20 protein-coding genes are annotated in these 20,714 nt (G+C 53.6%); 7 read left to right on the forward strand and 13 right to left on the reverse strand.

What is annotated here, in order from left to right; translation table 11 throughout:
• Positions 1-17 precede the first annotated feature (17 nt).
• The 3 genes from QGG23_04010 to QGG23_04020 all read left to right on the forward strand — a co-directional run bounded on the left by QGG23_04010 (position 18) and on the right by QGG23_04020 (position 3,494).
• Positions 18-824, forward strand: coding sequence for a GNAT family N-acetyltransferase (locus QGG23_04010; GenBank protein ID MDP6048592.1), 807 nt, complete (start codon positions 18-20; stop codon positions 822-824).
• A 667-nt stretch (positions 825-1,491) separates the two neighbouring features.
• Positions 1,492-2,355: a M14 family metallopeptidase gene (locus QGG23_04015; protein MDP6048593.1), complete on the forward strand. Its 864-nt coding sequence runs from the start codon at positions 1,492-1,494 to the stop codon at positions 2,353-2,355.
• 2 nt (positions 2,356-2,357) lie between these two features.
• On the forward strand, positions 2,358-3,494 hold the full coding sequence (locus QGG23_04020) for a Gfo/Idh/MocA family oxidoreductase (GenBank protein MDP6048594.1): 1,137 nt from the start codon (positions 2,358-2,360) through the stop codon (positions 3,492-3,494).
• A 5-nt stretch (positions 3,495-3,499) separates the two neighbouring features.
• On the opposite strand, the gene QGG23_04025 is transcribed toward QGG23_04020, so the two are convergent.
• Entirely contained in the window at positions 3,500-4,738 is a 1,239-nt protein-coding gene (locus QGG23_04025; GenBank protein ID MDP6048595.1) for an amidohydrolase family protein, read from the reverse strand.
• Between the two features lie 133 nt (positions 4,739-4,871).
• Between QGG23_04025 and QGG23_04030 the strand changes: the two genes are divergently transcribed.
• A complete protein-coding gene (locus tag QGG23_04030) occupies positions 4,872-5,666 on the forward strand; it encodes a creatininase family protein (GenBank protein MDP6048596.1) in 795 nt (264 codons plus the stop codon).
• A 58-nt stretch (positions 5,667-5,724) separates the two neighbouring features.
• On the opposite strand, the gene QGG23_04035 is transcribed toward QGG23_04030, so the two are convergent.
• Complete coding sequence (locus tag QGG23_04035; protein ID MDP6048597.1) at positions 5,725-5,907, reverse strand: hypothetical protein; 183 nt, start codon at positions 5,905-5,907, stop codon at positions 5,725-5,727.
• A gap of 284 nt (positions 5,908-6,191) precedes the next feature.
• On the opposite strand from QGG23_04035, the gene QGG23_04040 reads away from it, so the two are divergent.
• Together QGG23_04040 and QGG23_04045 are read left to right on the forward strand one after the other, a co-directional pair.
• Positions 6,192-7,796 (forward strand): amidohydrolase, encoded by a 1,605-nt coding sequence (locus tag QGG23_04040; protein ID MDP6048598.1) that lies wholly within the window; start codon positions 6,192-6,194, stop codon positions 7,794-7,796.
• 182 nt (positions 7,797-7,978) lie between these two features.
• A complete protein-coding gene (locus QGG23_04045; protein MDP6048599.1) occupies positions 7,979-9,469 on the forward strand; it encodes a leucyl aminopeptidase in 1,491 nt (496 codons plus the stop codon).
• Between the two features lie 36 nt (positions 9,470-9,505).
• On the opposite strand, the gene QGG23_04050 is transcribed toward QGG23_04045, so the two are convergent.
• Both QGG23_04050 and QGG23_04055 read right to left on the reverse strand, forming a co-directional pair.
• Positions 9,506-10,270, reverse strand: coding sequence for an NAD(P)-dependent oxidoreductase (locus QGG23_04050; protein MDP6048600.1), 765 nt, complete (start codon positions 10,268-10,270; stop codon positions 9,506-9,508).
• Positions 10,267-11,151, reverse strand: coding sequence for an MBL fold metallo-hydrolase (locus QGG23_04055; GenBank protein MDP6048601.1), 885 nt, complete (start codon positions 11,149-11,151; stop codon positions 10,267-10,269). Before QGG23_04055 ends, QGG23_04050 begins: the two co-directional genes overlap by 4 nt.
• A gap of 410 nt (positions 11,152-11,561) precedes the next feature.
• On the opposite strand from QGG23_04055, the gene QGG23_04060 reads away from it, so the two are divergent.
• Positions 11,562-12,686, forward strand: coding sequence for a M20 family metallopeptidase (locus QGG23_04060; protein MDP6048602.1), 1,125 nt, complete (start codon positions 11,562-11,564; stop codon positions 12,684-12,686).
• A gap of 262 nt (positions 12,687-12,948) precedes the next feature.
• Here QGG23_04060 and QGG23_04065 read toward each other — a convergent pair whose 3' ends face one another.
• Genes QGG23_04065 through hisG form a run of 9 tightly spaced genes read right to left on the reverse strand, consistent with a single transcriptional unit; the run spans position 12,949 to position 20,477 of the window.
• Positions 12,949-13,284, reverse strand: a complete 336-nt coding sequence (locus QGG23_04065) for a phosphoribosyl-AMP cyclohydrolase (GenBank protein MDP6048603.1) — start codon at positions 13,282-13,284, stop codon at positions 12,949-12,951.
• On the reverse strand, positions 13,281-14,081 hold the full coding sequence (hisF, locus tag QGG23_04070; GenBank protein ID MDP6048604.1) for an imidazole glycerol phosphate synthase subunit HisF: 801 nt from the start codon (positions 14,079-14,081) through the stop codon (positions 13,281-13,283). Before hisF ends, QGG23_04065 begins: the two co-directional genes overlap by 4 nt.
• Positions 14,082-14,084: 3 nt before the next feature.
• Positions 14,085-14,801, reverse strand: coding sequence for a 1-(5-phosphoribosyl)-5-[(5-phosphoribosylamino)methylideneamino]imidazole-4-carboxamide isomerase (gene hisA / locus QGG23_04075; GenBank protein ID MDP6048605.1), 717 nt, complete (start codon positions 14,799-14,801; stop codon positions 14,085-14,087).
• Positions 14,798-15,412, reverse strand: coding sequence for an imidazole glycerol phosphate synthase subunit HisH (gene hisH, locus QGG23_04080; protein ID MDP6048606.1), 615 nt, complete (start codon positions 15,410-15,412; stop codon positions 14,798-14,800). The genes hisA and hisH overlap by 4 nt, the downstream gene beginning before the upstream one ends.
• On the reverse strand, positions 15,412-15,987 hold the full coding sequence (gene hisB / locus QGG23_04085) for an imidazoleglycerol-phosphate dehydratase HisB (protein ID MDP6048607.1): 576 nt from the start codon (positions 15,985-15,987) through the stop codon (positions 15,412-15,414). Before hisB ends, hisH begins: the two co-directional genes overlap by 1 nt.
• A 2-nt stretch (positions 15,988-15,989) precedes the next feature.
• Positions 15,990-17,129, reverse strand: coding sequence for a hypothetical protein (locus QGG23_04090; protein MDP6048608.1), 1,140 nt, complete (start codon positions 17,127-17,129; stop codon positions 15,990-15,992).
• Positions 17,126-18,220 (reverse strand): histidinol-phosphate transaminase, encoded by a 1,095-nt coding sequence (gene hisC / locus QGG23_04095; protein MDP6048609.1) that lies wholly within the window; start codon positions 18,218-18,220, stop codon positions 17,126-17,128. The genes QGG23_04090 and hisC overlap by 4 nt, the downstream gene beginning before the upstream one ends.
• Entirely contained in the window at positions 18,217-19,497 is a 1,281-nt protein-coding gene (gene hisD / locus QGG23_04100; protein MDP6048610.1) for a histidinol dehydrogenase, read from the reverse strand. The genes hisC and hisD overlap by 4 nt, the downstream gene beginning before the upstream one ends.
• Entirely contained in the window at positions 19,494-20,477 is a 984-nt protein-coding gene (gene hisG / locus QGG23_04105; protein MDP6048611.1) for an ATP phosphoribosyltransferase, read from the reverse strand. Before hisG ends, hisD begins: the two co-directional genes overlap by 4 nt.
• Positions 20,478-20,714: the final 237 nt, after the last annotated feature.

Consider the following 20,714-nt stretch of genomic DNA (forward strand, 5'->3'; position numbering starts at 1 on the left):
GAGACACCAACATGTTGATGGGGAGAATAGTTGGCGTGAAAGACAAGGTACAACTGGTGGATGTTGAGGTTAGTGACGCTGAGGTCCTTGCGGAAATATCGAAGAGGGCATTCGATACCGATATCAACATAGGGTCCCCTAGCAAAGGAGGGCCTCTAGGATACGACGACCCTGAGTATCAGGTTAAGGTCATGGAATACTTCGACTGCTACAGGATAATTCTCAACGACAAAACTGTAGGAGGGATATATGTGGCTTCCAAGAACCCGGGACACAAGATGCTTGAGAATATCTTCGTGGACCCTAACCATCACCGGCAGGGCATAGGCACTCGAGCCATGGAGCTCGCGGCAGAGAGGTACCCGCAGGCACGGCTCTGGACCCTAGGGACCCCCGAGTGGAACATCAGGACCACCTCCTTCTACGAGAAGCTTGGATTCTCCCAGGTGGGCTGGGATCAAGGTGAACCAGAGTCCCCGAGACGATGGTATGAGAAAACGGTAGACCCTTCGCAACCCTACGAGATGACTCCGACAGGGGAGCTCAAGGATGGAATGAAAGATGTTGACGTGGAGGGGGAGATCCTAGAGAAAGGGGTGGCCCGAGAGGTGAGATCGAAGCGTAGGCGGTGGCAGACACTGTCGGTGGCTAATGCAGGGTTTGGGGACAACTTTGGAAGGATCGTGTTGGTGCTCTGGAACAAGCAGATCAAGCAGGTGAAGGTGGGAGATAGAATGCGGGTCGAGAACGGCTACGTCACCTCCTATCGGGGCATAAAGCAGCTAAATGTGGGCAGGGCAGGAAGGCTAATTCACTTACTCTGAGTTTAAGGATCAAATAGTCTCCTCGGGTTGACCTAGCCCACGGGGCCCGGAGGGTCTTAATGCCAAGAATCATGCAACATGTTTCGGCAGGGGGTTAAGGGGGAATCTTTGCTCTATCTGATTCTATGGAAAGAGGATCAATTGTAGGCGGAGAGTTTCCCCTTCTCTCAATATTGCTCGAAGAGGTCTCGATACCACCTTAGGGCGTACTCATCCATCTAGTTGTAGTCGTAAAAGTTGAGGCGCGCGCTATGCACTAGTCAGAACCCGTGGGCCGTCCTAATGATGATTTTCCCCTAGTAGATACTGAGGAGACGCGCTCTGCATAGGTCACCATAAATAATTCTGAAGAGCCTGCCAAGGACTTAGGTCAAAGTGAGTGTGGTGAGGTTCCCCCCCATGAAGTCAAAAATAGGGAGTGTGATCCCCCGGAAGGTCACTGATGCAACTAGCTATCTGTCTTCGCGTTGTCTAGTAAATTAAGGGGGAAAGGGTTTAGTTGTTACGGGGAGCCCGCAACCGGTTCGAGTTGGGGAGACTCGCTGCTTTAAATCTCTTGAATGGGGATTCAATATATCTAAGGCTGATCGAATTGGTGAGACTATCAGAAGCAGTTTCATGGGAACATTATCCCATATCAGTAGGGGCTGCAGGTGGGCAGTTCAATTTGGCAGTTGGAAAAGTTGGCAAGGGCTCCCCCGAGGTCCTAGTCACAGCGGGCATACATGGTGATGAAGGGCCCTGGGGTGTTTGGGCGATCCACAAGATGCTGGGGGGCGTCATCCTGGATGAGTTGAAGGGGACCCTCCGGATTGTGCCAGTAGCGAATCCCCTTGCTATGGAGGTCGATGCTAGATGCTCTCCTGTGGATGGGCTTGATCTTAACAGAACGTTCCCTGGGCGTCCCCGTGGATCCCACACTGAGAGGCTTGCTGATGCAATAACGAGGCATGCCCTAGGGGATGCAGATTCAGTCATCGATCTCCATGGAGGGGGGAGCTGGTGCGTCAACTCCTTCGCGTTTCAGTTCCCCGGCGGCGAGGATCTGGCTCAGGCGTTCCAGCCCCCTATCATTGTCGACGGAGCCCTGAGAGATTCGACCCTTACAGGTGTGGCTCGCTCCCAAGGCGCCAAAGTTACAGCCATAGAGATGGGGGGCAGGTGCGGGAACGAGGAGAAGTGGGCGGCCAGGGTCGCAAGGGGGTTGAGAAGGGCCTTAGGGGTAACGGGGGTTATGACCTCTATGCCGAAAGAGCCGGGGCTCCCTAATCCCGTTAAAGTGGGCCCATCCCGGGTTCTTAGGCCTTCCCGGGGAGGCGTCCTCTTCCCTGTAATCGGTGCTAGAACTATCGGAACCATAGTTGAAGGGGGAACAGTTTTGGGGAAGCTACTGGACCCTATTACTATGGAGACATTAGAGGTTTTCGAGGCTCCGTTCTCTGAAACGGCGGTTCTGCTCCTTAGGCCGAGGCTCGCCGTGATAGAAGAGGGAGCGATGACATATGTTGTGGCGTCACCTGAGGAGGCTTGAGATTGGCGGATAAGTTGAAAGTGGGGGTCATTGGGGCTGGACGCTGGGCCAACAGAGCACACCTGCCCGGATTCACCCGGTCCCCCCTAAGTGAGGTGGTGGCCATCTGTGACATGAACCGCGGGCTGGCTGAGCAGCGGGCGAAGGAGTATGAGATACCAGATGTCTACACAGACGCCCGAGAGATGATTGGGAGAAACGACATAGACGTCATAGACGTCTGTACCCGGGGCGGTCCCGACGACCCGGACAACCACGAGAAGCTTGTTTTCACGGCTCTGGAGGCTGATAAGCATGTACTGTGTGAGAAGCCAGTGGCCCACGATTATAGAAACACCTGGAAGGCTCATAGACTGGCGGAATCAAAGGATCTGAAGACGAAAGTGGGATTCACATTTAGGTACGCGCCTGCGATGATGTATATGATGGAGCTCATCGAGGGGGGCTTTATAGGGGAACCCTACATCTTCAACGGATTCGAGCAGAACTCCCAGTTCCTCAGCCCAGAGGAGCCCGTGACCAAGAGGGACCTCATTCCCCCCACGAAGAAGTCGGATATCAAGGTCTCGTCCCTTGAAGGCTACGGGGCCCCCATCATCGACCTGAGCCTCTGGTTCATGGGGAGCCATCTCACCAGCGTGGTGGGGCTGCTCAAGAACTTCGTCCCCTTCCGCACAGACTACGATGGGAGCAGGGTGAGGACCAATATCGATGACGGGGACATCTACATCGGCGAGTACGAAAACGGGGCCATGTGCTCTATCCAATCAAGCTATGTTACCGTGGGGAATTACCCGGGACTAGAGGCGCGGGCCTATGGCTCCCAGGGAGCCTTGATCTGCCGCCTGGTAGATGAGTTTGGTGTCCGCCAGACACTGCACAAGGCCACCCCGGACGCTGTGGAGTTCATCCCTGTAGAGATACCCGGCCGGCTCTTTCCCCCGGGGCACACCCCCGATGAGCCCTGGCCCTCATTGTTCTACTGCAACCTTGTCCACAATTTCAACCAGGAGATCACCTCCTGCGGCGAGGAGAATCAGGGCAACTTTGCACAGAGCGCTATGGTCCAGGAGATCATAAACGCGGTGGAAAAATCCCACCGGGAAAGACGCTGGGTAGATCTGCCCCTCGACAGGTGACTCTTCTAGAACTCGACAATGCCGCCTTGCATCACCATCAGCGGGGATCTGATCCGGGTGATGTCCGCTGAGGGGTCCTCCTGAACCGCGATGATATCGGCCTCGAGGCCCACTCGGATAGTACCGAAAAGGTGATCCATCTTCATGGCTTTCGCCCCGTTTCCCGTTGCAGAGGCTATCGCCTGGATCGGAGTCAGCCCCGCATCAACCATAAGTTCCATGGTCCTTATAACCTGCGCAGAGTTCCCGAGGCCAATCCCATCTGAGCCCGCCACTACCTGCACGCCTAAACCTACCATTCGCATGAGGTTCTCAGATTTTCTCTTTATTTTATACTCGAGGCCCTCTAATATGCGCTCCTCATCTTTCGTGATTTTTTCTCCCCGATTCATCTTCCCCTGTAAGGCGTCCCTGCGTTGGGAGCCTGTCTGGAGCGTGGGATTGTAATAAAGCCCCCTCTCCGCCATGAGATTGGCGGCATCGTCGTCGAATCCTCGGGAGCCATCGGGTAGGATGAACCCGCAATGCTCGAGCACATCAACCCCTGCCCTAGCAGCGTTACCAATGGAGTCATAGGCCTCACAGTGAGCCATGGTGGTCTTCCCGAGACGATGGGACTCTTCTACGGCGACGCGCAGTTCGCCCTCGGTGAAGGACGCCTCGCTGTTGTTCGTCCCAACAGTGCCTCCGCCAGAGGCCATGATCTTGATGATGTCCACCTCCTCCTCCACGAACTGTCTCACTCTGCCCCTCACCTCGTTGAGTCCCCGGGCCTGGTTGTCGTTGCAAAAGTGGAAGTGTCCACCCGGGACGGTGAGGGGACGCCCAGAGATAAGGAGCCTCGGGGCCTTAATGAGCCCGCTCCTCCACGCTTCCCTCAGGTCCTTGGCTACATTGTCCCGGGCCCCGGCCTCCTTTATGGTGGTGACTCCTGCGGCGAGGGCTTTCTCGGCGTTAACGACCCCCGTTATGAGGTGGATGCCGTTACTTTCCTCCATCATAGCCATATAGCCGCCTCGGGTTCCCAAGGCGATGTGAAGATGGGAGTCGATAAGTCCTGGAAGGATGGTCCCATCCATGAAGCTCAACTCCTCAACGGTGTTTCCGCGAGGAAGCTTTACGGCGCTCTCCTCTCCCAGATCTAGGATACGTCCGTTCTTAACCACAACGACCGGGTAATCGAGGGGCTCCCCGCCGGTTCCGTCGATGAGCCTCCTTGCCCTCAGTATCTTGATGGAGTCCATAGTATTCAGAACTACGAGGTGTGTCCCACAAACTTAGCTTTTAGCATAGAGGCGCCGGCGGAGTAAAATAGATAAAGGGCATATCGGCCAATTGGGTCTGGAAGGTATTATAGTGAAATTCAGATTAGGGGATATGTCATGGATGGAGGCAGAGGATGCCTTCAAAAGAAGTGATACAGCAATCGTCCCCGTGGGCACGTTCCACGGCCATGGCCCCACGCCAATAAGCATTGACTCCAGATCTGTGGCCTGGCTCGCGGAAAAGGTTGGGGAGAAGACCGGCCTCATCACACTGCCGTTGAGTCCCTTTGGGGAGAACGATAAACAAAAGTTCTACCCAGGTTCTATCACAATTGCCCCGAAAACATTGGAGTGTTATTACACTGACATCTTCAGGAGCCTCAAAAGGAATGGGATCAATAGGATCATAGTCCTCAACGGCCACGGGGGGAATAGGGAGACAATCATTAGGGCCGGGAGGGCAGCTAGGGACTTCGGCATCGTGGTGGCTATCCCCGAGTGGTGGAGTATCGCAAAGGATGTGCTCCCAGAGCTCCATCCCGAGAAAGGTTCATATATGCAGGAGCTCGCCGTCTCTCTTTTCCTCAGCGGAAAGGATATAGCCGATTTCCAGAGCGCTGGGTACAAGGGGGAGTGGGGAGATAAGTACACGATGAGAGACGTCTTCGGGGAGGGGATTACCCCCGTCACATTCAATACGTTCAAGTTCAAGGGAGGGATCATCACAGTCCCCATCCAAGCTTGGGACCTCGATGAGGAGGGCCCCCCGGAGTTGGGACCGGAAGTGGTGGATGGTCTCTACGAGAGGGGGAAGAAGATTATGGAAGGGATGGTAGATTACCTCGCCGAGTTCTCCGAGGCGTTCCAGAAAGCGGATCTCTCCAAAGCCCTGGAGTCAAGAGACTGATATCCCTATTATCATAAAATTTCTCTGTCTCCACAATGGACTGGGATTTAAAAATTATCTATAAGGGATTGGTCCTTTTGCGCGCGCAACAGTTCCGCTGACCCCTCGTTAAGCCCTGAGCATCGAGGTGGCTGTCCCCATAAAGCTTGAAATCAAGAGGGGGTAGATCCACGAATCCGATGATGATTTTCCGGGAACCCCCGGAGAACGTGAGTTCCTCAAGGACTGGTATCAGAACCATGACTTTCAGACTCCTCAAGAAGTAGGACCCAAGCCCTATTGTAATAAGAGGGGAGCTCCCTTTAGGGTGGTCCTAAGCTCCTCCACCAGGTTGCCATTTGAGATGCAACTCATAGCTAAAGCGTACGCGCCGAGCGGAGAGGGCTTTAGGAGATAGGTCTAAAGTTCGTGTAATGGACCATCAAATCGGATAAGAGAGAAAATATGCCCCTTTCCCGCTGATTTCGAGAAGTTTGTTGTACAAGAGTTATTAAATAACGCACCAAAAAATGAAGGTGAACGTATTTGTCGAATGCTAAGGTGATAAGGTGCGGGAATCTTATAGACGGCACGGGAGCGCCGGCTCTGGAGGATGCTGTCATCGTCATTGAGGGGTCCACTATCAAGACAGTTGGCATTGGATCAGACGTGAGCATACCTGAGGGCGCCCAAGTTATAGATGCCTCGGGCAAGACTGTGGTTCCCGGCTTCATTGACTCCCACGTCCACTTCTTAGGGATAGGATATAAGATTGGCCACCTCCAGCTCAGCGAAGCTGAGTCGGTAGAAGAGATAGTCGCAAACCTGGAAAAGTACATCGAATCCCGCGGTCTTCCTGAGGACAAGTGGATCCAAGGTAGAGGGTGGGATGACCAGAACCTCAATGAGAGAAGATATCCCAATAGGTACGATCTTGACGCCGTCTCACCAGACAACCCAGTAGCCCTGACTCGGGTCTGCGGACACATGATTGTCCTCAACTCTCGGGGCCTTGAGGCCTGTGGGATCAGCAAGAACACCTCTAACCCGGAGGGCGGGGTCATCGACAAAGATGACCAAGGAGAGCCTACAGGGGTCCTCAGGGATGCTCGCAGACTAGTCACCCAAGTAATACCACTCCCCTCCTATGACGAGTTGAGACAAGGGCTCAGAGACGCCTCCATGCTCGCTCACAGCCTCGGCATTACCACGGTCCACGATGCAAGTCGCCCAGATGAGTCGGGATCCCACATGTCTACGGCACCCTATGTAGATGCAAGGGAGGAAGACGACCTCAGGATAAGAGCTCACGTGATGACAGGATATCCTCAGGAAGTGAGCGGAGACCAGTGGCTCAGCTTCGGCACGCTGAAGATAGGGATCGATGGCTCCATGGGAGCCCAGACGGCCCTTCTCTATGAGCCCTATGAGAACGACCCCTCTACCACCGGGGTCTATGTGGGAGACAAAGAGAGAAATAGAAAACTAGTAGCGGAGGCCCATAAAAAGAAAGGGTTCATTGCTATCCACGCCATCGGGGACAGGGCCATCACCGAGGCCCTAAACCGGATCGAGGAGGTCCTCACCGCTGAGACAAGGAAAGACCACAGATACCGGATCGAGCACTACGAGTACCCCATCAACGATGACATCAGACGGACTGTGGAGATGGGGGTGGTGGCCTCGATGCAACCTAACTTCGTGGGAGAGTGGGGCTGGCCCAATGGTATGTACGAGACCCGCCTCGGCAAGGAACGGAACCAGAGAACCAACCCCTACAACCGCCTCATGAACCTGGGCGTCCACGTATCCTTTGGCTCTGACGGCATGCCATTCCACGCCCTTTACGGCGTCTGGTCTGCGGTCAACCACCCGATAGCAAGGAATAAGATCACAGTCGAGGAGGCCATCCAGTGCTACACCCTTGAGGGAGCCTATGCGACCCGGGAGGAGCGTATCAAGGGCTCCATCGAACCTGGAAAGGTGGCGGACATCGCTATACTTGCATCGGACATAACCGGCCCGGATTTCATATTGAGTACAACAGAACCAGAGGTGATTGAGCGGGCGAAGAAGGAACAGAAGGAGACCAAAGCCTACATGACCATCCTCAATGGTGAGATCGTCTACCGCGCGCAAAAGTATCGATAAATAACGCAAGGAAAGAAAATAGAAACGCGCGCGTCTCTAAGGACTTTGAGGGGTAAGAAGGAGACACATGGAACTAGAAGCCTGTAAAGATAGCTCTAGAGCATTTACTGGACGTAGGGCTCGCGCAGGTTAATCTCTCCAATCAATAATAAGCACCATCACCAATGGATCAGCGTTAAACTATGAAGATTATGGTTGAAAAGGCTGAATTGACTGAGTTCAAGGTCCCCCTGATCCTCCTCGGCGTGTCCAAAGAGGCGAGAGAGGACTCTTTGATAGGGGGCATCCAAGGGCCCTTAGGAAAAATGATTAAGAATGTGATCTCCCTCGGTGACTTTACGGGAAAGAAGGGAGAGACATCCCTCATCTATACCCAGGGTGCCATCCCCGCTGATAGGGTGCTCCTAGTCGGGCTAGGGGAGGGGGAAAGGATCACAATAGAGGGCATGAGAAAAACTATAGGCAGTGTCTCTAGGAGAGTGAGAGATATGGGGGTCGAAAAGCTTGGAGTGAGCCTGCCTCATATTTCCCGAGGAGTCCTAGATAAATACGAGGTTGCCGAGACCATCACGGAGGCCTTTGTCATGGGAAGCTACCAGAACATCCACTACCAGACCAAAGACTTGGACAAGTTTAAGGAGATCGAGGCACTCACGATATTCAGCCCTGATGCTGATCCCAGGGAGATTGATAAGAAGGCATCAAGTGGCAGTATAATCGGGGAGGCCGTGAACCTGTGCAGGACCCTCGCTTGGAGACCTGGGAACTATATAACCCCTACAAGGCTCGCTGAGGAAGCGGGGCGTCTAGAGGGCCTAGGAGTGAAGGTCACAGTCTTCAACAGGGCGGAGGCAGAAAAAATCGGCCTCGGCAGCTTTCTGGCGGTTGCCCAAGGCACAGAGGAGCCCCCAAAATTTATCATCATGGAGTATGGGGCCGAAAAGAAGGGCGACACTGTGGTCCTTATCGGGAAGGGGATTACATTTGACTCAGGGGGCATCAGCCTCAAACCGGGGAGAGGGATGGAGGCGATGAAAGGGGATATGACCGGGGGCGCCGTGGTCATCGCAGCAATGGAAGCCATCGCGAGGCTCGGAATTAACCTCCATGTGGTAGGCATTGTCCCCGCCACTGATAATATGCCCAGCGGCAAGGCGCTCCATCCCGGAGACGTCGTCACCACCTATAGCGGTCAAACCTTCGAGGTTATCAGCACCGACGCCGAGGGCAGGATGATCCTCAATGATGCTCTCACCTACGCTGCTAAAAACTACGAGCCGGCAGCGATGTTCGATTTTGCCACGTTGACTGGATCAATTTCTATCGCCCTTGGAGAGCATGCCATAGGATACTTTGCCAACGATGATACCGTGGCTGAGAGGATAGAGGAGGCTTCTAAAACCAGTGGGGAGAGGGTGTGGAGAATGCCACTATGGGAGGTTTACGACAAGCAACTTAAGAGCACTGTTGCCGACTTTAAGAATACAGGGGGCAGGCCTGGGGGAGCCATCACCGCCGCCCGGTTCCTGAATAAGTTCGTGATGGACGTTCCGTGGGTGCACATGGACATCGCCGGTGTCGACGGCCAGAAATCAAACGAAGGATATAATCCGAAGGGAAGTAAGGGCCCTGCCGTGAGGCTCATCTTGGACGTGATCAGGAATTGGGGCTGAAAAACCCCGTTTTATTTAGGCTAAGACAGACTTGGCTTATTTCTCAGCGGCTCTATGCTCCTCTGCATTGTCCCGGGGCCGGTATCCTATAACATCCTTGCACCGGTCGATTCCCCAGAATCTCCACTTGTTGTCGGAGACCCCATAAAAGACCCCGAAGCCGATGTCCCGCTCAAGGCTCTTCCTAACCTGCTGGGCGAGATCCCTGTGGCTCTGCCAAGTGGCGTAGAACCTAACTGCTCCGAAAGGGTTGTCAATGGGACGAAGACTGCCAATCCTGAGGCAGGAAACAGATAGCCCGTGCTCCTCGCTATGAAACCTGCCTAGGGCCTCTCCGTACGCCTTGCTAACCCCATAGTGGCTGTCAGGCCTGATAAGAGACTCGTGGGTGATCAGTGGGATTGCCTCGGCGTCCACTTTGTCGTACTCCCCTTTCACGATGTGACTGTACGGGGGGTCATTCTCGTAGAGACCCGTGACGTGGTTGGAGCTCGCGAAGACGACCCTCCTAACGCCGCTGTCGACACAGGCTTGATATACGTTACGAGTACCCATGATGTTGTTTTTGAGAGCGGACTCCCAAGGGGTAGCGACGGAGCCGTTGGCGGCTAAATGGACCACGGCATCCTGCCCCTCGAACGCTGGGAGTATAGCTTCATAGTCATAGATATCCGCTTGGAAGTGGCGGACCCCATCCATATGCCTCCTAGCGATGCCCGTCACCTCGTGGTCTCGCCTAAGGTCCGCTAGGATGATCCCGCCGATGAGGCCTGTAATCCCTGTTATGAGGACCCTTTTCACGCCTGCCAATGGGTTCGACCTCCCATCATCTCCTGCATGACATCTCCCTCGGCCTCGAGGGATTCAAGAATACACCCAATCGTAAAAGGATGGGACACCCCCACGGTTTCGTGAAGCTCCCTGATGCTCATGAGATCGTTGGATTCTCTTAAGGCATTTAAAACCGCGGTCCTCAGATCCTTAACGGCTTTGATGCTCTCCTCAACTTGACGTCTCGTATCTTCCCCCCTGAGCACCTCTTTTCTGGAGGGGGGAAATGGATGACCATTCACGATGGTCTTGATGGGTTCTCCAAGGAGTCGTTTCATCGAGGCGATGTATGCTCTTGTGTCATGGAAGATCAGGGGGCGCCTCTCTCCCCTCCCCTGAATACTGTCCCCTGCAATGTACAGACCGAGTCCAGGTTCGACGATACAGCACGAGCCCGCGGAATGACCTGGTGTATGGACGACCTCCAGAACCCTCCCGTCGAGGGATATCCTAGATCCATCCGTGAATACGATCTCAGGTTCAACGGCGTCGAGGCCTGCCATGTTTCCCGAGGGTATTCCGGGAAATCTAGTTGTGAGGTCCTGGGTCACCTTCTCCGGGTCAGTCAGGTAGGCCTCCCCATTGACGTGTACAGCTACTTTGCAACTCGTCTCTTTCTTAATCTGGGCAGCCCCGGCGCAATGGTCCCAGTGCGTATGGGTGAGGATAAGAAGGGAAATCTCCTGAGGGTCCCTCCCTAGGGTCCTTATGGCGGGGTATATTGATGCCTCTGGGGACTCCACCCTACCTGCATCCACTAGGGTCAGACTCTCACCTACGATGAGGACCGAGCTCACGAAATAGGTGCTATGAGGATTCTTGATTAGGTGTATCCCGTCTTCTATCTCCAAGGGTCATCGCCGTTGCAAGCAGTTCTATACATAGCTGGACAGAGGGGTCAATTTAAGGATGAGACTCACCCGGAGATTACTGGTTGATGAATGCCCGTCGTCGCGCCCGTAACGGATAAACTGCAACGTATAAACAAGACTTTGTGGAATAGACACAGCGAGACTCAAAGCATCAAGATCAGCTTCTTGTTTATCTATTGCACCATCTCATCGAAGGACTTTGTCTTTATAAGGAAATGATCTAATTGATCAATCTTGATGAAATGGGTCTTTATGTACATAGGTATGTAAATATAACATCGGATTAATTCAGGATTTAACAAAAACAGTTGAGGTGGATCCGTTGAATTGCAGAAAATTTTTCTAAGAACATGTTTTATCAGACCAACGTCCTCTGGCAAAGGATCTAGTTGACGGTTATAGATATCGCGAAATCTCTCATCTCGTTTGATACTTCGGGGCCACCGGCAAAGGAAATGCCTCTAGCCAAGTGGATAAGGGACTTCCTCATGGACCTCAGTGTGGATGTTGAGCTCCAGGAAGTCGAGAAGGACAGGGCCAACGTCATAGCAAAAATCGGGGAGGGGGCAGGACCAGGCCTGATCCTGTCAGGGCACATAGATACTGTGCTTGCTGGGGATCCAGCACTATGGAGCGTTTCAGGGCCATTCGAGCCCGTTGTAAGGGATGGTAGGGTCTACGGCCGGGGGGCTAGTGATATGAAGGGGCCTTGTGCGTCCATGATCCAAGCTGCAAAGGAGATCAGGAAGGAGGGCCTCAAAAGGCAACTCACCCTAGTCTTCACGGCGGGGGAGGACACCGGGGGTTGGTTCGTAGACCGAGTACTGAAAGAGGGAAAAGTGACTAAGGAGGAGGCCCGCTTCGGTGTAGTGGGGGAGCCCACTATGCTGAAAGTGGGCCGCACCCATAAAGGGTATGCCTACGCCTCGTTGGTGGTGAACGGCAAGGCGGCTCACAGCAGCAGACCTGAAACGGGGATCAATGCGATCACAAGGGGAGCGGAGGTCCTCCGAGGCATCTCAGAGCTCCAAGACGAGCTCAACGGGAGCCCTCATCCCCTCATGGGTCCATCCACCATTAAGCCCACACTCATTAAGGGAGGCATCAAATCAAACATCATCCCAAACCGCTGCGAGATCACATTGAATGCTCGACTCATACCTGCCCATGCAGATGTGCATACTATCAAAGGCTGGTTGAGGAGGCTAATTGGGGGGAGTGATAAAGGTTACGAGGGCTCGGTGGAGGTAACCGTACCTAAGGTCAGGAATCCCCTGGATATTCCTGGGAACAGCGAGATCGTAAAGCTTCTTACAAGAGTCCTGGGATCCGAGCCCGTCGGGGTGTCATATTTTTCCGAGGCAGGAGACTATACCGAGGCGGGGATACCGACAGTGTTATGTGGCCCAGGCAGCATTGATCAGGGCCACACCGCTAACGAGTTCATAGCGATAGACCAGCTAAAGAAGGGCGTGAAGGTGTATAAGAGGATAATTGAGGAGATCTGCCTATAAACTGTAGAACATGAGGCCAAAAAAAATCTATTTCCTAGTTTGACATAAAATAAGTTCTTCATATCGTTTTACTGGCTATAATATATGGCGCGCGCTCTTTAGTTTCCTCGTAGCAGGTGTCACCATCTCTAAGGGACGTAGGCAAGGGATACTAGAAACATGTATCACTTCAAGCGGAATCGGGTTTAAAAATTGGTAAATAATGAGACGCAAAGAGGTCATAAGTTAGCTCTGCATACCTGAGGCCATCATCAAGAACCAGCTATCTCGCAGTGACTTTCTTGTGGAAGCAGCTTCTTTCTCTGAGGTGGCACGCAGGCCCCTTTTGATCCACGAGGTAGATGACGGCGTCGTTATCGCAGTCCGTCAAAATTTCAGTTATCCTTTGCACGTTACCGCTCGTCTCCCCCTTTTTCATAACCCTGCTGTGGCTCCTTCGATAGTAGTGGGCCCAGCCCGTCTCCTGGCTCATCTTCAGGGCCTTTTGGTCAATATATGCCAGGGTGAGGACTTCGAGAGTGCCTGCGTCCTGGGCGATTACCGGGATCAACCCCCCCATCTTTTCCCAGTTAAGGTCTCCGATGTTCACGTCCTTCATTTCCTGATCTCCACGCCCTCTGTCCGGAGATACTCCTTAACGACGGGAACGGGGTAGTTCCCATAGTGGAACACAGATGCGGCGAGAGCTGCGTCTGCTTTTCCCTCGATGAATGCCTTTAGGAAGTGTCTCGGATCCCCTGCTCCGCCGCTGGCCACAATAGGAACCCCAACGGTACAAGACAGCTCATTATAGAGGATGTTATCAAAGCCAGTCTTGGTGCCATCTCTGTCCATGCTTGTAACTAGGAGCTCCCCAGCACCTAGGTCCTCGGCCCTGACGGCCCATCTCAGGGCGTCCATTCCCGTCGCCTTCCTTCCTCCGTAGGTATATACCTCAAACCAGCAGGGGCCCTCTGGGGTCTGAACCATAGTCTGGTCCCCCCTTTCCTCATATCTCCTCCTGACGTCAATGGCAACCACTGTGCACTGGGAACCAAAGAGCTCAGATATCTCGGTGATCTGTTCTGGGTGCTCCACTGCAGCGGTGTTCAGGCTGGTCTTGTCGGCCCCGTTCCTCAAGATATCCCGGACGTCCTCCTTAGTCCTAATTCCGCCCCCCACGGTGAAGGGGATATCAAGCTCCGTAGCGACAGACCTGACGAGCCTGCTTAGGGTGCCTCTCCCCTCTATGGAGGCGGCGATGTCCAAGAACACTAGCTCATCAGCGCCGTCTCTGTTGTAGAGTTTGGCTAACTCCACTGGGTCCCCGGCGTCTTTCAGATCTATGAAATGGGTCCCTTTGACGACCCTTCCCTCCTTTACATCGAGGCAGGGGATGATGCGCTTAGCTAACATCCTTTAGGCCTCCACGCAGCGGATAGCCTCCGGCAGGGTGAAGACCACCTCGTAGAGGGCCTTTCCCACCACTATGGCCTTCACACCGGTTCCTAGTAGCGTGCCTATATCTCCAAGGGATCCTACACCCCCTGAGGCGATAATGGACGCGTGTCTGGATACTTTGGAATAAGTCTCTGTGTCAGGGCCCTCTAAGGTCCCGTCCCGACTGGTGTCAGTTATCAGGAACCATCTTAATCCGAGGCTGATAAAATCCCTAAGGGCATCACAGAGGGGCTTACCGGTGGACTCCTTCCACCCTTTGTCAAGGACTATGCCTTGCTTGTGGTCAAGGGCGATCACGATCCTGTCCTTCCCATTTTCCTCACAGAGACCAGATACAAGTTCGGGGGACTTAATGGCCAAGGAGCCAAGGATTATCCTGTCCACGCCCTTTCCCAATAGGGTTTGCGCAGATTCTAGACTTCTTATCCCTCCCCCTACCTGAATGGGGATCGAGAGGTCGTTGACGATCTCTTGAACCAAACCGCTGTTATCGCCTCGACCTAGAGTCGCGTCAAGATCTATTACGTGGAGATATTCGGCTCCCTCTTCCACCCAGTGCCGAGCCACGTCCAGAGGGGATCTCGAGTTTCCATAGTTGATCCTGGATTCCTCATCTCCTTGAGTAAGGCGTACGACCTGGCCGTCCATGATGTCGATAGCAGGTATCACCATCATCGCCTTCGCCTCTTGACTATATCTGCAAAGTTGCTGAGAAGCACGGCCCCCGCTTTCCCAGATTTCTCGGGGTGAAATTGGCAACCGTAGAGGGGGCCGCACTCCACCATAGAGGTAAAGTTCCCATTATATTCCGTGACAGCCAGAGTAACGTCACCCTCCGCGGGCTCCGGATAGTAGCTGTGCACGAAGTAAAAATATTGACCATCGGGTATCCCCTCGAGAAGGGGGCTCTTTTTTGCGGCCTTGATGGTGTTCCATCCCATGTGGGGAACCTTAAGTGCCCCCTGGAACCGCCTAACCCATCCCTTCAGGAGGCCGAGGCCCTTCTTAGGGCTCTCTTCGCTCCCCTCGAACAGGAGTTGCATTCCTAAACAGCTCCCCAGTATTGGTATATTTTCCTCCAGGGCCCTCTGGAGGGCCCCCGCGAAGAACTTAAGCTTAATTGATGCTGGTCCGAAATTCCCCACCCCAGGGAGAACGATTGCATTTGCAGAGGCTATTTCTTCAGGTTCCCTAGTGACTTTGACCTTAAGACCTGCCCTTTCAAGGGCGTTAGACATGCTGAAAAGGTTCCCTACGCCGTAATCCAAGACCGCCACCTTGGCCATTATATGACTCCTTTGCTGCTGGGGACGCCTTTCCTTCGGAGGTCAACTGAGACGGCCTGCCGGAGGCTCAGAGCAAAGGCCTTGAATGCTGCCTCAGCCTTGTGGTGGTCATTCCGACCGTAGTCCACCTTTAAATGAATGTTGGCACACATGCTGGTCGCCAAGGTCTCAAAGAAGTGGGTAAGGTCCTCTGATGCAGTGTCCTCCACCTTGGCTCCTTTGAAGCATAGATCTACCACGGCGTAAGGGCGGCCACCAATATCTAAGGCACAGGATCCAATAGAGCAGTCCATAGGAACAAGAGCGTAGCCAAAACGGGCTATTCCCTTCCCGTCTCCCAGGGCTTCCTTGATCGCGGACCCGATGCCTATCCCGACGTCCTCGACGATATGATGATAAAGGTCTCCATGGGCCTCCACCCTCAAGTCAATTAAACTGTGGGTCGCTAGGCTCCCTAGCATATGATTGAAAAAGGCGAGGGGGGTCTCTATCTTCCCCTCCCCAATGCCATCCAGATTGAGCCCGACTGATACAATCGTCTCGCTGGTCTCTCGCCTAAACTCTTGTCTCCTCATTTTCAGTTATCTCTCACATTTTCTAATATCTCAGGCAGATCGTTCACCGACAGGGCAACGATGTCAGAACCGCATGACATGAAGTCGTCTCTTGCCTCCTCAGAACCGTGCACGTTCCCGTGAACCCCAGCGAATAGGAAAGGGGGTTCCCCCGCATTCCTAACCATAAGCCTATCGGCCATGGTGTCCCCCACATATAAGACCCGATCGTAGGGTTTGAAGGGCTTTGAGGCTTTAAGCAGTGAAAAGGGATGAGGCTTGTGGAGGCCCACCATGCCCTTTATCGCCTGGGCCTCGTCGACGGCCTCATACCAGATCCGGGCATCCTCTTTGATCTCATTGATGGATTCCCCGAGGACGTGCATTGCAGTCGCGGCAAGGCTGCCGGATGAGATGCCCATCCTCGCCCCACCCAGAATCTCCGTGAGCCTCCTAAGGGTTTCATCATTGATTATCACACCTTCATTCTCGATAAAGCCGGAACCTTCAGCCCCATATATCCCCTCTATCCCAAAGCTCCGCTCAAATAGCTCTGCCCCAGAGAATATCTCCTCAAAGACTGTGGCTACGAGTCCCTCACCCACGCCACCCGGATATCCGAGGGTATCCCTGATCTCAGGGTAAACTTGGTTACAAAGCAACCTGTCGACAGCCTCCCAGCCCGTGGAGTCCAGCTCCTCGGCAAAGATGGTAAGACCCCTGTACAACGTCTTCACCGGAATTTCGGATGCTATTGGGTTTTCCCTAAGATGTTTGAACATCCCAAAAAGGGTCCCAGATTTTAGTGCCTCTACAGCGACCCTCCTTAGCCTCTTCAGAGAACCCTCCGGGAGCTCAGCCAAGGTCCTTATTATGAATGCATAGGTAAGAGCCCAATCGTTGTTGAATCCCCCTGTGCGCTTGTAGACACGGTTGAGCCGTGAATCGTAAAGTTCCTCGGGAACAGCGTAACCAGTCATAGTCTCAACTAGGGCACTCGTGGTCCTGGCGACGGCCCTGCTGTAGGACTCCCTGACATCAAGGAGGACGCCATCACAGTCGAATACCACCACATCAACCTTTGTCAAGTCCCTCAGACGATCCTGCCTGATGTAATAGGTCTCCCCTGTGGTGGTTTGAGATTCTACGTATCTAGGTTTCACGCTAATACCTCCCTCAGGGCTTCCAAGAACATTGAAGTGATTTCCCGAGGTGCGACGCTAACCCTGAGGCAGTCAGAATAGCCGGAAACATCTCCAATCCTCCTGATGATAACCCCTTTCTCGAGAAGCCTGTTGTAGACCTCCTCGTAGGGCTTGTTAGTAGTGAAAAGGACGAAGTTAGAGTCAGATGGAAAAGCCTCTACCCCCTCTATCTTTCCAAGGGAGTCCACGAGGGCCTCCCGTTCCCGCTTTACCTCCTCGATGGCCTCCAGTACCGCGGCCCTCTCGTCAAGAAGCTTCGCCCCAACCCGTAGCACAAAACTGGGAACGGAGAATGGCATCAAATACCTCTCAGTCAGAGTGCATGCGAGAACTTTGTTCGTAACCCCATATCCCAACCTCAGGCCGGCGAGGCCGTAGGCCTTCGAAAAGGTCCTGAGGATAATAAGATTATCTCTTTTGAGGGCCTCCCCGACCAGGGAGTAATTTCCGAACTCAGCATAAGCCTCATCTATGAGGACGAATCCCTCAAAGCCATTTACGATCTTCATTACCTCCCCCCGATTAAACTGGTTCGAAGTAGGATTGTTTGGGTTACAGAGAACGATGAGGCCTACCCCCTCTGCCTCCTCTAGCACCATCTCCCCGTCTAACATGAATCTGTTGTCCAAGGAGACAGCCCTAAAGGTCAGACCTTTGATCTTCGCCGTCCGGGGGTACATAGAGAAGGTTGGGGTGACTGCGAGCACCGTGTCCCCCTGCTTCACGAGACTGGACATTATCAGGTCTATGATCATATCTCCCCCAGATGCCAGAATGATATGGGCAGGGGAGGCACCGTGGAGGCTCGCGAGTTTCTCGGCGAGTACTGCTTCCTCTCCCCCGGGGTACAACCTAGGGTCTATCTCGGCGGCGGCCTCGGTCAGAACTCTCTGGAGAGTAGATCGTGGCAGGAAGAGGTTCTCGTTTGCGTTGAGCTTAAGGACCCTGCTGACAGGCAAATTTAGGCGTGCAGCAAGTTCCTCCACGGGTTCACCTGGTTTATAAATCCCTAGGCGTCTGGATGAGGAAACGAATTCATCCAGGGTCATTCCTTAAACCTCCCCTCGACAGCAAGGTAGTGATTAGGGAGTCCCTCCGCAATGGCGAGGGCCTCAACGTTCCCCCTGACTCCGGCGAGCCCTTCCTCCGAGGATTCTACCACAGAGAGGGTTCTTAGGTAGTCTAGCACAGTGATTCCAGAGGCAACCTTTCCGTATCCCCCTGTGGGGAGAACGTGGTTGACGCCCATACTGTAATCGGTAGCGGAGACCGGGGAGTATGGCCCCAACAGAACGAGCCCAGCACCTGTTACTTTTTCGGCAGCACCTCGGGGGTCATCGGTAAGGATCTCCAGATGTTCTGGGGCGTATCGGTTAGCGAAATTGACGGCATCATCGATACTCCCTACGATATAGATGAACCCTCTTCGGGATAGGAGCTTTCCAACTTCTTCCCCATCGGGGAGTCTTTCTAGGATCTCAACTAGAGCCCTTTCAACCTCATCAGCCAAAGCCGTTGAAGTGGTCACAAGGCCGTAGGATCCTCCATTCCCGTGCTCAGCTTGGCTGATGAGATCCAGGGCGATGAGCCTTGGATCCGCAGTCCCGTCTGCCAAAACAAGGATCTCACTGGGCCCCGCGGGCTTGTCAGTTGCCACAACGCTTGAGACGACCTGCTTGGCAGAGGTCACGTATCGATTTCCAGGTCCCACGATCTTGTTAACCTGAGGGATCGTTTCAGTGCCGTACGCCATAGCGGAAATGGCTTGGGCTCCTCCCGCCTTGTAGACGGCGTCCACACCGCATATATCAGCGGCCACGAGAGTGAGAGGTGAAGGGTGTCCATCTCGGCGAGGAGGGGTGCATATGATTATCTGATCTACCCCCGCCACCTTTGCAGGGACCACATTCATCACAAGGGAGCTCGGGTACTCCGCTTTCCCCCCAGGGACGTAGCAGCCCACGCTGTGGAGGGGGCGGACGGTGCACTGGATGCTGACGCCCTCTAGTTGTAGCTTAAAGGAGAGTAAGCTTAAGCGTTTAGTCTCCACGGTCTCGAGCCTCCGCTTCAACTCCTTCAGAGCAGCGATCTGCTCTGTTGTTACAGACTCATATGCGTCAAGGATCTCCTCATGCTTCACCCTTAGCTCGTCAATCGCTACGTTGTCAAATTTTCGTGTATACTCCTTGATGGCCTTATCGCCCCTAATCCGCACGTCCTCCACGATGGATTCTACATAGAGTTGGAGCTGACGGTCTGTGGCCTCGATATTTGGCCATCGCTTCACAAGAAGCTCTTGGGGGATATTGAAATATCTCCCCATCATTTTTGGCTGTTCTCCAACATTATCTCTTCGAGAGGGAGCACTTGTCGGGGTTCGTGGACCACGATGCCCTGGGAAAGAACCCGGAGAATTGGAAGGATCTCTAGGAATTTCTTTTTGTCGATGATTGTGTTGATAGCGCACCATTCTGGATCGGAGAGATCACTGATAGTGGGGCGCTTCAGGGCGGGCAACTTCTCTAGAAGCTCTTCCAAGTTGGTCTTCTTCACGTTGGCGAATACGTGGAGCTTCTTGGATCCGTCCACAGCCCCCTTTATGAGGGTGAGGATGTCCATGATCTTCTCCCTCTTGGAGGGGTCCTTCAGGGCCCGTTTATTGGCAATTAGGAGGGCACTTGTGTCCATGACTTTCTCAATGATCTTAAGACTATTCTGCTCTAGGCTTGTCCCAGTGTCTACCACCTCTATGATAGCGTCGGCGTCCTCAGGGGGCTTCGCCTCTGTGGCCCCGAAGCTAAGATAGATGGCGACTGCCTCGTTTTCCCCGACCCTCCACCAAGGACTCACCACCAAGGGATCGGCGTTGCCATAGGCCTCCCTGTAGACAGGGTTTGCCTTGATGTAGTCCTTCGCGGCATTGAGGTACTCCGATGATATCCGGAGGGTCTCTCCGCGCTCCATTTTCTTCCGTAGGAGGTCCGAGAGGCTGTTAACATCGGTCCAAGATTTTGGCACGGCTACAACGAGACGCACCCTGCTATACTCCAAATCCAGGAGGATCTCAACGTCGGCCCTGTTCTCGGCGATCCAGTCCTTCCCGCTGATGCCGATATCCTGGACTCCCTCATTGACGAATGTGGGGATCTCCTGAGGCCTCAGGACCTTGAGCTCTATGCCGAGGTCGTTGATGCTGGGTCTATAGGTCCGCTTGAGGTCGCTAATCTGATAGCCTGCCCTCTCAAGCATCTTCAGAGTGTCACCCTCAAGGTGCCCCTTAGGAATTGCAAACTTCACTTTTGTCATTGTTATTTCACCGCATATAGAAGTGGGAGAACCAAAAGGCACAGAATCCGCTGGATTACTAAGTTGCTTAGAATCGTCAAGGCGGATTCGAGGGTCAAAAGGAGATTGCTACCATCACTGATGAATGCAAGCGCCCCTAGTGAACGTACTCCCTCATTTTCTCCACTTCCTAATCTTCGAGGCATTCAAATAAAAATCTTTCTTTTCCCTAGTAAAGAGGTATATGACACTCAAAGG

It is taken from the genome of Candidatus Bathyarchaeota archaeon (assembly GCA_030739585.1).
Classification (GTDB): Archaea; Thermoproteota; Bathyarchaeia; order TCS64; family TCS64.

Excerpts from the sequence above, each read along its gene's own strand:
- QGG23_04010 (MDP6048592.1), top strand. The coding sequence starts at position 18 with ATGGGGAGAATAGTTGGCGTGAAAGACAAGGTACAACTGGTGGATGTT.
- QGG23_04025 (MDP6048595.1), bottom strand. The coding sequence starts at position 4,738 with ATGGACTCCATCAAGATACTGAGGGCAAGGAGGCTCATCGACGGAACC.
- QGG23_04030 (MDP6048596.1), top strand. The coding sequence starts at position 4,872 with ATGTCATGGATGGAGGCAGAGGATGCCTTCAAAAGAAGTGATACAGCA.
- QGG23_04035 (MDP6048597.1), bottom strand. The coding sequence starts at position 5,907 with ATGGTTCTGATACCAGTCCTTGAGGAACTCACGTTCTCCGGGGGTTCC.
- QGG23_04045 (MDP6048599.1), top strand. The coding sequence starts at position 7,979 with ATGAAGATTATGGTTGAAAAGGCTGAATTGACTGAGTTCAAGGTCCCC.
- QGG23_04065 (MDP6048603.1), bottom strand. The coding sequence starts at position 13,284 with ATGAAGGACGTGAACATCGGAGACCTTAACTGGGAAAAGATGGGGGGG.
- hisF (MDP6048604.1), bottom strand. The coding sequence starts at position 14,081 with ATGTTAGCTAAGCGCATCATCCCCTGCCTCGATGTAAAGGAGGGAAGG.
- hisA (MDP6048605.1), bottom strand. The coding sequence starts at position 14,801 with ATGATGGTGATACCTGCTATCGACATCATGGACGGCCAGGTCGTACGC.
- hisH (MDP6048606.1), bottom strand. The coding sequence starts at position 15,412 with ATGGCCAAGGTGGCGGTCTTGGATTACGGCGTAGGGAACCTTTTCAGC.
- hisB (MDP6048607.1), bottom strand. The coding sequence starts at position 15,987 with ATGAGGAGACAAGAGTTTAGGCGAGAGACCAGCGAGACGATTGTATCA.
- hisC (MDP6048609.1), bottom strand. The coding sequence starts at position 18,220 with ATGACCCTGGATGAATTCGTTTCCTCATCCAGACGCCTAGGGATTTAT.
- hisD (MDP6048610.1), bottom strand. The coding sequence starts at position 19,497 with ATGATGGGGAGATATTTCAATATCCCCCAAGAGCTTCTTGTGAAGCGA.
- hisG (MDP6048611.1), bottom strand. The coding sequence starts at position 20,477 with ATGACAAAAGTGAAGTTTGCAATTCCTAAGGGGCACCTTGAGGGTGAC.